At 66.5% G+C, this 10,867-nt stretch carries 12 protein-coding genes; 4 read left to right on the top strand and 8 right to left on the bottom strand.

The features are described 5' to 3' along the window. Positions 1-1,271: sigma-54-dependent Fis family transcriptional regulator (locus DIE06_RS36900; RefSeq protein ID WP_148094375.1), on the top strand; the 1,271-nt coding region annotated here is incomplete at its 5' end. A gap of 25 nt (positions 1,272-1,296) precedes the next feature. On the opposite strand, the gene DIE06_RS36895 is transcribed toward DIE06_RS36900, so the two are convergent. Both DIE06_RS36895 and DIE06_RS36890 read right to left on the bottom strand, forming a co-directional pair. Next, positions 1,297-2,067: a PP2C family serine/threonine-protein phosphatase gene (locus tag DIE06_RS36895; protein WP_124665630.1), complete on the bottom strand. Its 771-nt coding sequence runs from the start codon at positions 2,065-2,067 to the stop codon at positions 1,297-1,299. Between the two features lie 80 nt (positions 2,068-2,147). After that, positions 2,148-2,432 carry a hypothetical protein gene (locus DIE06_RS36890; protein WP_124665629.1) on the bottom strand — a complete coding sequence of 95 codons (285 nt, stop codon included), beginning with the start codon at positions 2,430-2,432 and terminating at the stop codon, positions 2,148-2,150. 480 nt (positions 2,433-2,912) lie between these two features. Here DIE06_RS36890 and DIE06_RS36885 point away from each other — a divergent pair, with 480 nt between their 5' ends. Then, entirely contained in the window at positions 2,913-3,434 is a 522-nt protein-coding gene (locus tag DIE06_RS36885; RefSeq protein WP_124665628.1) for a lecithin retinol acyltransferase family protein, read from the top strand. A 42-nt stretch (positions 3,435-3,476) separates the two neighbouring features. Continuing rightward, positions 3,477-3,719, top strand: coding sequence for a hypothetical protein (locus DIE06_RS36880; protein WP_260433894.1), 243 nt, complete (start codon positions 3,477-3,479; stop codon positions 3,717-3,719). A 25-nt stretch (positions 3,720-3,744) separates the two neighbouring features. On the opposite strand, the gene DIE06_RS36875 is transcribed toward DIE06_RS36880, so the two are convergent. Then, a complete protein-coding gene (locus DIE06_RS36875; RefSeq protein WP_124665627.1) occupies positions 3,745-3,963 on the bottom strand; it encodes a hypothetical protein in 219 nt (72 codons plus the stop codon). Between the two features lie 441 nt (positions 3,964-4,404). Between DIE06_RS36875 and DIE06_RS36870 the strand changes: the two genes are divergently transcribed. Further along, complete coding sequence (locus tag DIE06_RS36870; RefSeq protein ID WP_124665626.1) at positions 4,405-6,516, top strand: serine/threonine protein kinase; 2,112 nt, start codon at positions 4,405-4,407, stop codon at positions 6,514-6,516. A 19-nt stretch (positions 6,517-6,535) separates the two neighbouring features. Here the strand turns inward: DIE06_RS36870 and DIE06_RS36865 are convergent, their stop codons facing one another. From DIE06_RS36865 to DIE06_RS36845, 5 genes are all read right to left on the bottom strand, one after another. Next, positions 6,536-6,994 (bottom strand): (2Fe-2S)-binding protein, encoded by a 459-nt coding sequence (locus tag DIE06_RS36865; RefSeq protein WP_124665625.1) that lies wholly within the window; start codon positions 6,992-6,994, stop codon positions 6,536-6,538. Beyond that, the gene (locus DIE06_RS36860; RefSeq protein WP_124665631.1) at positions 6,922-9,306 is read right to left on the bottom strand and encodes a molybdopterin cofactor-binding domain-containing protein; all 2,385 of its coding nucleotides are present in this window, start codon (positions 9,304-9,306) and stop codon (positions 6,922-6,924) included. The genes DIE06_RS36865 and DIE06_RS36860 overlap by 73 nt, the downstream gene beginning before the upstream one ends. Before the next feature lie 349 nt (positions 9,307-9,655). Continuing rightward, positions 9,656-9,916 carry a hypothetical protein gene (locus tag DIE06_RS36855; RefSeq protein ID WP_124665624.1) on the bottom strand — a complete coding sequence of 87 codons (261 nt, stop codon included), beginning with the start codon at positions 9,914-9,916 and terminating at the stop codon, positions 9,656-9,658. A gap of 59 nt (positions 9,917-9,975) precedes the next feature. Then, positions 9,976-10,308: a hypothetical protein gene (locus DIE06_RS36850; protein WP_124665623.1), complete on the bottom strand. Its 333-nt coding sequence runs from the start codon at positions 10,306-10,308 to the stop codon at positions 9,976-9,978. 297 nt (positions 10,309-10,605) lie between these two features. Further along, positions 10,606-10,866, bottom strand: coding sequence for a hypothetical protein (locus DIE06_RS36845; protein ID WP_124665622.1), 261 nt, complete (start codon positions 10,864-10,866; stop codon positions 10,606-10,608). Position 10,867 lies beyond the last annotated feature (1 nt).

Below are 10,867 nucleotides of genomic sequence, written 5' to 3'. Positions count from 1 at the left end.
TCTCTTATGCCGGCCTGCTCGAGAAGATCGAGATCCTGCGCTCGATGCTGCGCTGGGCACCCAGGCTCGAGCGTGCCGACATCGAGAAGCTGCTCAACCAGGCGAATGTGCTGCGCGACGACGTCATGCAGATGTCGCGCAAGGAGCGCTTCGTCGAGGCCGCCGTGGCCGCGCCGCAGACGGCCGATGCGCCGGACGTGCCCGCGCCCCCGGTGCAGCGACGCCGGCAGGCGCTGATCGAGCGCAGCTTCATCTTCGAGGGTATTTTTGGCGACAATCCGAAGCTGCTCGCCGCACTCGAAATCGCCGAAAAGGCCGCGCCGACCGATCTGCCGGTGCTGATCGACGGCGAGAGCGGGACCGGCAAGGAGCTGATGGCGAAAGTCATCCACGCGAACGGCGGGCGCGCCGACCGCCCGTACATCTCGGTGAACTGCGGCGCGATTCCCGACAACCTGATCGAATCCGAGCTGTTCGGCCATCGGCGCGGCGCGTTCACCGGCGCGTCGAACGATCGCAAGGGCAAGTTCGAGAGCGCGCACACCGGCACGATCTTCCTCGACGAAATCGGCGAATTGCCGCTGTCGGGGCAGGTCAAGCTGCTGCGCGTGCTGGAGTCGCACGAGATCCAGCGGGTCGGCTCGGACGAGCCGATCAGCGTCGATACGCGCATCGTCGCCGCCACCAACAAGAATCTGCGGCAATTGAGCGAACAGGGGCTCTTTCGCGAGGACCTGTTCTACCGCCTGAGCGTGATTCATCTGACGTTGCCTGCGCTGCGCGAGCGTCGCGACGAAATTCCGCTGCTGCTCGCCTACTTCGGCGACGAGGCGGCGGGGGCACTGAAGCGCCGGCCCGTCAAGACGACGCCGAAGCTGCGCGACTTCCTGCTGACCTACCCGTATCCGGGCAACATCCGCGAACTGCGCAACCTCGTCTACCGTCTGTCGTGCCTGGCCGGCGACATCGCGGATATCGAGCACTTGCCCGAGGACATCCGCCCGAAAACCGTGTCGAGCGCCGTGCGTGCGACGGATGACGGGATGCCGGCCAGGCCGATGTCGCTCAGCGACGCGAAGCGTGCCGCAAGCGACGAGGCGGAGCGGGCGTTTCTCGAACGCGGGTTGCAGGAGACCGGCGGCACCGTGGCCGAACTGGCGCGCCGTTGCGAGATGAACCGGTCGCACCTGCAGATGCTGCTCAAGAAGCACGGCATCCGGTCGAAAGCGTTCCGTCATCAGGACGGCTCGACGCCCGACAAGGACGCGTGAGCGTCGCGCGGGTCCGCGCGGTCGCTCAGCGTTGCACGGCAGGATTGGCGAGCGTCCGGTCCGACGCATCGGGATCGTCGGCGCGGATCACGACGGCGGTGATGTTGTCCCGGCCGCCCTCGCGCAACGCGAGGTCGACGAGCATGTCGGTTGCGCGCGCGCAATCGCCGCAGGCGAGGGCGGCCGAAATGTCGGCTTCGTCCATCTCGTTGCTCAGGCCGTCGCTGCACAACAGAAACATGTCACCGTCGCACACGTCGATGCGTCGTTCGTCGAGATGCAGCTGTTCGGCGGCGCCGACGGCGCGCGTGATCACGTGCTGCGACGGGTGATGGCGCGCCTGCTGCGCGCTCAGGTGGCCCTGGGCCTGTAGTTCCGCGACGTGGCTGTGGTCGAGCGTGAGCTGCGTCAGCTGTGCGTCGCGGTACAGGTAGATCCGGCTGTCCCCGGCCCACAGCCAGCCGCACTGACGGCCGCTCGCCAGTAGCACCGCCACGGTGCTGCCGATGATGCGGACGCCGCGCTCGGCGGCCGATGCACGCAGGTTCAGGTTGACCGCATCGAGCGCGGTGCGCGCTGCCTCGATGAAGTCCGCCAGCGTGGCCGGGGCGGCCAGCCGTTCCAGCGCCTGCACGATCATCCGGCTCGCGAGGTCACCGGCCGAATGTCCGCCCATGCCGTCCGCGACGGCCCACAGGCCACGGTGCGGCAACGCGAGGCAATCGTCTTCGTTGATCTCGCGAACCCGGCCCACGTCACTGCGTGACGCCGAAGTCCATTGCAGTTCTGCGCTCACGGCGCGCCCTGTCCTTTCGTCCAGTGCCGGTTCATGCCCGTAACGGGCCTGAACGCGCATGGGCGGTTGGCGTGAAGACGCTAGACGAGCCGGTTCCGGCCGTCCGCGCCCACCCCGACCGCGATGTTCGCGCCGGGCGCCGAGTTCGTGACGTCGACGTTCTGAATCTGGACCTGGTTCGCATAGAACGTGTTGTACGTCTGATAGAGGTTCACGACGGGCCCGAACGCCGGCGCCGGCGCCGGCGGCGTGTAGGGCTGGATCCAGCCGAATACCCACGGCGCACCCGCGCCGCGGATGAACGACATCGTCTTGCGGTCGATGTCGTGTTGCATGTGAAGGTCGTTGATTGCGAGCGTGGTCATGATGAGTCTCCGAATGGGGCCTGCCGACGGACCGGGTAACCGATACGTGCAAACCTCGTGCCATGCGTGACACAACCCGCGTGCGTTGCCCGGGCGCGTGCGTCGCTCCGGTGAGCGCCGCACGCGGCAAGGCAAGGCGTCATCGACACGCGATGCTTGCATGCTAGTGCGTCGCGCCCGTGTCCTGCAATGGTTGTACGCAAGCCAACAGTTGCGCGCGCGAACGTGGCCGTGAAACCGACACATGCGCCGGCGGGCGGAAACGGCTGTCCGGCGCGCCAACTGGTGTTGTCGCACCAACGAAATCTCCGGCAAAGGGTTGGCCGCGCGGCGACAGCGCGGCACCCGGTTCGTCGCGCAGGTCCCGTCGAGCCTTGCGCGACGGGCGCCGGGCGATTGGCACGCTTGATGCAGGTTAGTTGGCAACCGGCTGACCCTTGCGCAACACGGGCGGCCGCCAACCTGCAGACGGAGCCAGTCATGGAACGCGATCTTCAACCAGTGAGCAGCGCCGCGGATGCGATGGCGCATGCGGCATCGCTGCCCGGCCGCGTCGAGGCACTGCTGCCTGGCGCACACCTGGTTTCCGATCGCGGCGGCTACAGCCATCACGGCATCTACGTCGGCAACGGGCGCGTCGTCCACTACGCGGGGCTTTGCACGTCGCTGCATCGCGGCCCGATCGAGGAAGTCACGCTCGAACGCTTCGCCGCCGGTCATGCGGTTCGCGTCGTGCCGCATCCGTACGCGGCCTATGCGGGGCGCGCCGCGGTGCTGCGCGCGCGTTCCCGTCTCGGCGAAAACCGCTACCGCCTGCTGACGAACAACTGCGAGCACTTCTGCACGTGGTGCGTGGAAGGCACGGGCCACAGCGAGCAGGTTCGCACGTGCGTCATGCATCCGCGCACGGCATTCCGGTTCGCGCTGTCCGTCTGCCGCGCGCTGCTCGAGGCGCGGCGTGCGGGCGGACGGTGCACCACGGTCGCCATCGCCGCCGCATGAGCGACGTCCCGGCGCATTCGACATTGCCACGAGGGGGCTCAAATGAACGGGATCGCATCATCACTGCGCATGCAGGTCGACAAGTGGCTCGCGCCGAGCGCGCGCGTGCCGGCGCGCATCGTGCGCTTCAGCCGCATGCCGGCGCAACGGCGGCGCTTTGTCTGCGTCGAGGCCGCGCATCCGGCCGGCACGATCGCGATCTTCTTCTTTCGTCACGACGACGGCTCGTGGTGGGTGTTCCCGCCGGCCGACCGGCGGCCCGCGATGACGATGCGAGCGGCCTGAGCGTGCGCGCGGCGTGGTGTGTCCGTCACCGCAACAGCGTCGGACGCGCCGGCGACGCCGTTGCGTCGGCCGCCGGGGCACGCGCCGACGCGGCATCGCGGGCGTCCGTGTGCAGATACGGGAACGGTTGCGGCGCGAGCATCGTCTGATGCGCGCGTACCTTCGCGCCACCCGCGATGGCGGCCATCGCCTGTTGGTCGAGATCGACGCTTTCGGGAAGATCGTTGATGACGAGCACGCCCATGGTTGGCTCCGCGAAATCGGATGGGAGAAGGGTCGCCGCACGGCATCACGCGATGCGCCGACGTGCCGGGAATCTGTCCAGTATAGGTTTCGCCGCATGGTCGCGCGCGCCGAAAAATGAATGGCGCGGCGCGGGCGGTGAGCCTGTCGAAAACCCGAAGCCGGTTCGCAATGAATCTGCCCGAATTCTAGTTCCGGCACCGATTGCGCAGGGCGTGACCGCAGACTAGTATGATTTGTTAGACGTCCTGTCAGAAGGCCGGCGGACGGCGCGGTGCGCGGTCGGATTCGTCTGACGATGGCGTGGCCGCGGGTTCGATGGAGTCCGGTGCGTCGCCGCTGCGTCGCGCTGCATGGGGCCGTCATGGACAGTCCTTGCCCTGGCGGCGCCGCGAGGCGCCGAAGCGGGTCGGCAAGCTGAAGCTGAGTACACGGCATACGAATGATGAGCTTTGCGCAGCTGATTCAGACATTCCAGAGCGGGGCGCTGTCGCAGGACGCGTTCTTCTCGGCGATCGACCGGGTGCTGGCGACCGATCAGGTCGATTGCGCACGTCTGCGCGAAGTGCTCGACCAGACGCAAACCACGCAGCCGCTGTCGGACGATATCTATGCGGAAGTGCTGAAGCGCATCGAGCGATGTCATGACAGGACGGCATCCGCCGGCGATGCAACCCGGATCCAGGAGAGCCCGCTTCGGCCGGACGCGCGCCCAGCCCACCCGCCCGGCCCGTCGGGCGGCGCGATGCCGGTCGACGGCGAACGCGTGAAAGGCATCGGCGATACGCTGAACGGGCGATTCGTGCTGGAGGAGTGCCTGGGCGTCGGCGGGATGGGTACCGTGTACAAGGCGCTCGACCTGCGCAAGCTGGAGGCGTCGGATCGCAAGCCGCACATCGCGATCAAGGTGCTCAATGTGCAGTTTCGCGGCCAGCCGACGTCGCTGATCGCGCTTCAGCGTGAAGCCCGCAAGGCGCAGACGCTCGCTCATCGCAATATCGTCACAGTCTACGACTTCGATCGTGACGGTCCGCTCGTCTACCTCACGATGGAGTATCTGTCGGGCCGGCCGCTCAGCAAGGTGCTGCGTGCGCCGGACTTCAAGGGCATGCCGCTCGATGCCGCGTTGCCGATCATCGCCGGCATGGGCCAGGCGCTGGCCTACGCGCATGAGCGTGGCTTCGTCCACTGCGATTTCAAGCCCGCCAACGTGTTTCTCACCGACCGCGGCGAAGTGAAGGTGATCGACTTCGGGATCGCACGCGCGTTCCAGCGGCGCGACGAGGATCCCGACGTGACCGTGTTCGACCCGGCGAGCCTTGGCGGCATCACGCCGGCCTACGCGAGCCCGGAGATGTTCGAGCATCTCGAGCCGGATCCGCGCGACGACGTCTATGCGCTCGCCTGCGTCACCTACGAATTGCTGACCGGACACCATCCGTTCAACCGGCTGTCGGCCACCCAGGCGCGTCACGACCACTTGCGGCCCGAGCGCCATCCCGGTCTGGATCGCAGGCAATGGCGAACCCTGAGCGCCGCGTTGTCGTTCGACCGCGCGACGCGCACGCCCAGCGTCAATCTTTTCCTGGAAGGCATGGGCGTGCTCGATCGCCCGATGCGGGCGTCGGGTGCACGAACCGGGGGGATCGTGGGCGCTTGCACGGTGGCGGCGATCGCCGTGCTCTGGTACGGCTACCAGGCGCTTTCGCGCAGCGGCGAACAGCGCCCCGCCGCGGACGCTGTCGTGCACGCGTCCGCCGGCGGCTCAGGGGGCGCGACGGCAGGCGCCGCCGCCGGCAGCACCCCCGCGGCCGTCGTGAACGCGGTGCCCGCTGCCGCCAGCGCGCCGCCGCCGGCACCGGCACCACCGGCACCGGCGATCTCGCTGGCATCGGTGATGGCTGCGCTGGCGCGCATCCCGTGTTCGGCGCTGGACGCGTCGGTGCAGGATCACGTGCTGCAGGTGCGCGGTTACGTGGAAGCCGGTGTCGGTGTCGGGCGCGTGCGAACCGCGCTCGGCGGCATCGCGGGCGGGCAGACGGCCAATCTCGACGTGCGCCCGGTCGATGCCCACAATTGCGAGATCGTGAGCGCGCTTGCCCCGTACTGGCGATCGAATCGGGCTGCGTCACACGCCGCGTCGATCCGCACGCGTGCGCCCGATGCGAATCTCGCGGAAGGCAACCCTCTCGTCATCGACATCAAGACACCCGGTTACGACTCGTATGTGAACGTCGACTACTACGTGCTGAACGGAAGCGTCGTGCATCTCGTGCCAAGCAATCGCGAGCGCGACAACCAGGCGCCGCCGAATTACGCCGCGACGATCGGCAGCATGGGCGAGTGGGTGATCGGCAAGCCGTTCGGGACCGAGATGATCGTGCTGCTCGTCACGCCCGCGCCGCTGTTCGACGGGATGCGCCCGCCATCCGAGCCGCGTGCCGCTTATCTCGCGGCGATCGAGCGGCAATTGAAGCTGTTCGAGGCCAAGTACGGCGAGGGGCGCATTGCCGCCGATTTCGTCCAGATCACGACGCATGCCAACGGCAGCTGATCGAGCGGATGCGCCCTTGTCAGTGTCCTAGCGACTCCGCCGCCTGGTGAATGGCCTTGCGGATGCGCGGAAACGTGCCGCACCGGCAGGCGATGTTCTTCATCGCCTCGTTGATCTGGTTGTCGTCGGGGCGAGGGCACCGCATGAGCAGGGCCGTGGCGGCGACCAGTTGAGCGCTCTGGCAATAGCCGCATTGCACGACGTCGACGGCAATCCACGCGTCCTTCAATGCGCGCGCTTCCACGCTGTCCAGCCCTTCGACGGTCGTGATGCGCGCGCCGTTCAGCGTCCCGACCGGAAGCTGGCAGGCAGGCATGGGCTGGTCATTGAGCAGCACCGTGCATGCACCGCAGACCCCGACGCCACAGCCGAACTTCGTGCCGGTCAGCTTGCGTTCGCAGCGAATCACCCAGAGCAGCGGGGTGGCGGGCTCGGAATCGACATGAGCGGTTTCCCCGTTGATACGGACTGACACCATCGGTCGTCTCCTTGTTCGGGCGGGCTTGGCTTGACGAACGGCAGCGTGCGATGGCGCACGCCCGTGAGCGCATGCAGCGCATTCGCCACGGCCGCCGCGATCGGCGGCGTGCCCGCTTCGCCGACGCCATGCGGCTCGGTCCCGCCTGCCACGACTTGCGTGACGATCTCGGGACACGTCTCCATGTTGACGAGCGGAAAGCTGTCGAAATAACGCTGCGCGACTTGCCCGTGCTCGATCGTGATCGCCTGCTCGAGCGCGGCCGACAAGCCGAAGATGATCCCGCTTTCCATCTGCTGTTCGACCAGGTTCGGATTCACGGCCAGCCCGCAGTCGATCACGCAGACCACGCGCGTCACGCGAAAGCCGTCACCTTCCTGCCGGACTTCGGCGACTTGCGCGACCACGCTGCCGAACGATTCGTGCATCGCCACGCCGCGTGCGCATCGCGCGCCGGTCTTGTCACGCCATGCCAGCGGCGAACGCCAGCCGGACAGCGCGACGAGTGCCCGCAACACGGCCGCATGGCGCTGGTGTGCCGGCTGCTTGAGCATGTCGAGGCGAAACTGGATCGGGTCTTTGCGTGCCAGCGCGGCCATCTCGTCGATGAAACTCTCGACGAAGAAGGCCTGATGCGAGTGCCCGACGGAGCGCCAGTAGCCCACCGGAACCGGGAGCGTCACCGTCGTGTGCTGGACGAGCATGTTCTCGCATTCGTAGGGCAGGTCGAATGCGCCTTCCGCCGTGGTGGCGTCGGGCAGCCATTTCGCGGCGAGCCCCGGCATGCCGAAAGTGCGAGGCATCGCCTGCGCGCTGATCGACTGGCTCGCCGACATGCCTTTCCAGGCGACCAGCCTGCCGCTCGCATCGATGGCGCCGCTGTATCTCGCGACGCAGGCCGGGCGGTAGAAGTCGTGCGTCATGTCCTGCGGGCGCGACCAGATCGTCTGTACCGGCCGCCCCTTCGCATGGCGTGCGATGGCGGCCGCCTGCGTGATGAAGTCGACCTCGAGCCGCCGGCCGAATGCCCCGCCGATCAGTTGCTGATTCACGACCACCTTGTCTTCGTCCAGGTCCAGCAGCGCGGCGACCGCCTTGCGTGCCATCATGGGGACCTGCGTGCCGCACCAGATCGTTGCCGCGTCGTCGTCGACCCGCACCGTGCAATTCATCGGTTCCAGCGGCCCGTGAGCCAGGTAGGGCACTTCGTACTGCGCGACGAACGGCTTCGCGCGGCCCAGCGCCGCATCGGCGTCGCCAGTGGCGTAGAACACGTGGCGGCCCTCGTCGCCGTCGAGGGCGCGCGTCAACGCCGTGCGCACATCCACGGTATTCACGCCGGCAGCCGGCCCGTGGTCCCATGTGACCGACAACTGGCACAACGTCCGCATCGCGATGAAGGGATTGTCGGCAATGACGGCAACGCCTCCCGTTCCACCGTTGGACGGCTCGATCCTGAAGATGCCGGTCACGCCTTTCAGGCTGGCGACCCTGGACTGGTCGAAAGCCATTGCCTGTCCGCCGAGTGTCGGACACATCGTGACGCTCGCATACAGGAGCTTGTCCGGAAGCACATCGATGCCATAGCGCGCGCTGCCATCGAGCTTCGCGTGTGCCTCGATGCGGCCCAGCCGTTTCCCGACCAGCGTGAACGTCTTCGGGTCCTTCAGATCGACATGGGTCGGGGGCGGCACGTCCCGCGCGAGCTGGACGAGTTCACCGTACGTCGCCGAGCGTCCCGACCGATGCCGAACCGTGCCGGCCTGCGTCTCGCATTCCGCGACGGGCACGTGCCAAAGCTTTGCCGCGGCGCTGCACAACATGACGCGGGCCGTGGCGCCCGCCTCGCGCATGGGCCCCCACAGATCGATCATGCTCGTCGATCCACCAGTGACCATCGAACCCAGGTAGCGTGCGCCATGGCGCGCCAAGGCCGCCGCGCCGCGAGCGATCAGGCTGTCGTCGTCGGGACGAAACGGCAGGCCCTCGGCGAGGGATTCACGGTCCTTGTAGATCGTGTCGAGCGCGGACATGACGATGCGGACCCGGGGCCAGTCCGCGTCGAGCTCTTCCGCGAGCAACATGGCCGCGCCGGTATGTATTCCCTGGCCCATTTCGGATTTGCTCATGACGATCGTCACGTCGTTAGACGAACTGATCATCACCCAGCCGTTCAGCGGCACCTCGACGCGTGACGCCTCCAGCTGCGCGGGGATATCCAGCCGGTCGTCGGGGCGCCACCATGCCCAGCCGACCACCAGCATGCCCGCCGCTCCCGCACCGCCCAACAGGAAGGTTCTGCGCTTCAACATGATGTGGCCGCCGACATGGGTTGATCGGGTCACGGCGCATTCGGCGCACCACGCCACGCGCGTCGACCATTCAATGTTTCAAACACAATCCGACATTTCATTGCTGCTGCAATCACCTATATTAGTCACTGATATCGGCAACCGAGAACCAGAATGTGATGCTCGTTTGAACGTCAGTCGATGCGCGATGCATGCCGGGTTCGCCTTTCCATGCAAAACGCCCGCCAGGAGACGGAACCTGGCGGGCTTGAAACGCCGCGCGAACCAACCCGCGGCGGACTGGAGGACATCGATCGTTCGGTACCACGCTAGCGAATGCGGCGAGCGCTGCGAGGCCGGATGACGACACTTACAGGCCCAGCTTCGCGATGACCTGGCCGCCAAGGTTGTTGATCGAGTTGGTGACGCTGGTGAGATCCTGGTGGGTCGATGCATCGACCTGCGTCACGGGAGCCGTGATGGTATTCGGGCTGGCGAACGAGAATCCACCGCCGGTGACGATGTTGTTGATGCCGGCGTTCTGGAACACGCTACCCCCGCTGACGGCCGCCATTTCCTTGCGGCTGAGTTCGTGGGCGCGGGACAGGTCGTTGATCATCAGTGCGGACATGGTAAATCTCCTTGGGTTTGCTGCGGTTTGGAAGAGAGCACGTTTCGTTGCGCTCGCAGCTACAAACGCACGGGGCGTGCCAGCGTCGACTCATGCGCGCATGACGGGTGATTAACGTCATGAAAACAAAGGAAATTCCATCTGACGTCCGCCGTTTCGCCGGGACCGCCGAGCACGATCGAGCAACGACGATGTCGGATTCTTCCAAACGATTTCCGTGGCGGCTGTCTTGTCTCGGCCAACATGAAGCGAGGCGTGGCGCTCGCGATGCCGGGATCGGGAATCGTGTACTTCGCATAACTGAATGCTCTGCGTACCTGCGGCGCGACGGGACGCATCGGGAATATCGCGCCGATGGCCAACGACGCATCGATGCGATCGCGCGGTTCCATGACTCGCGCCGCGGTGTCATCAACCTCGACGAGATGGAGCGAATTTGCGTGCAGGGGACGGAAGCTGAAAGCGCGTCGGGATCTGCCCGGCCGCTGATGGGAGCGGGCGGCACCGCTGACGGGGCGTCAGCCAATCTGCCTGTTCATGCAGGCTGCGTTCTTATCATGCAAGGAAGCCCGCCAGCGAACAAGGCTGGCGGGCTTTTGAACGCCGCGAGGTCGACCCCGCGGCGGACTGGAGCGTTTCGGTACAACGCGATCGGATACGGCTGCCACTGCGAGGAAGGCGGGCGGAACTTACAGGCCCAGCTTCCCGACAACCAGACCGCCAAGGTTGTTGATCGAGTTGGTCACGCTGGTGAGATCCAGGTGGGTCGATGCATCGACCTGGGTCACCGGCGCCGTGATGGTATTGGGGCTGGCGAACGAGAATCCGCCGCCCGTGGCGATGTTGTTGATTCCGAAGTTCTGGAACACGCTACCCCCGCTGACGGCCGCCATTTCCTTGCGGCTGAGTTCGTGGGCGCGGGACAGGTCGTTGATCATCAGTGCGGACATG

The sequence above is a fragment of the Burkholderia sp. Bp8998 genome, assembly GCF_003854235.1.
Classification (GTDB): Bacteria; Pseudomonadota; Gammaproteobacteria; order Burkholderiales; family Burkholderiaceae; genus Burkholderia.
The sequence above is the reverse complement of the archived record's forward strand: the minus strand, read 5'-3'. Positions and strand labels throughout refer to the sequence as shown.

Excerpts from the sequence above, each read along its gene's own strand:
- DIE06_RS36860 (WP_124665631.1), bottom strand. The coding sequence starts at position 9,306 with ATGTTGAAGCGCAGAACCTTCCTGTTGGGCGGTGCGGGAGCGGCGGGC.
- DIE06_RS36885 (WP_124665628.1), top strand. The coding sequence starts at position 2,913 with ATGGAACGCGATCTTCAACCAGTGAGCAGCGCCGCGGATGCGATGGCG.
- DIE06_RS36880 (WP_260433894.1), top strand. The coding sequence starts at position 3,477 with ATGAACGGGATCGCATCATCACTGCGCATGCAGGTCGACAAGTGGCTC.
- DIE06_RS36855 (WP_124665624.1), bottom strand. The coding sequence starts at position 9,916 with ATGTCCGCACTGATGATCAACGACCTGTCCCGCGCCCACGAACTCAGC.
- DIE06_RS36870 (WP_124665626.1), top strand. The coding sequence starts at position 4,405 with ATGATGAGCTTTGCGCAGCTGATTCAGACATTCCAGAGCGGGGCGCTG.
- DIE06_RS36890 (WP_124665629.1), bottom strand. The coding sequence starts at position 2,432 with ATGACCACGCTCGCAATCAACGACCTTCACATGCAACACGACATCGAC.
- DIE06_RS36865 (WP_124665625.1), bottom strand. The coding sequence starts at position 6,994 with ATGGTGTCAGTCCGTATCAACGGGGAAACCGCTCATGTCGATTCCGAG.
- DIE06_RS36875 (WP_124665627.1), bottom strand. The coding sequence starts at position 3,963 with ATGGGCGTGCTCGTCATCAACGATCTTCCCGAAAGCGTCGATCTCGAC.
- DIE06_RS36845 (WP_124665622.1), bottom strand. The coding sequence starts at position 10,866 with ATGTCCGCACTGATGATCAACGACCTGTCCCGCGCCCACGAACTCAGC.
- DIE06_RS36850 (WP_124665623.1), bottom strand. The coding sequence starts at position 10,308 with ATGGAACCGCGCGATCGCATCGATGCGTCGTTGGCCATCGGCGCGATA.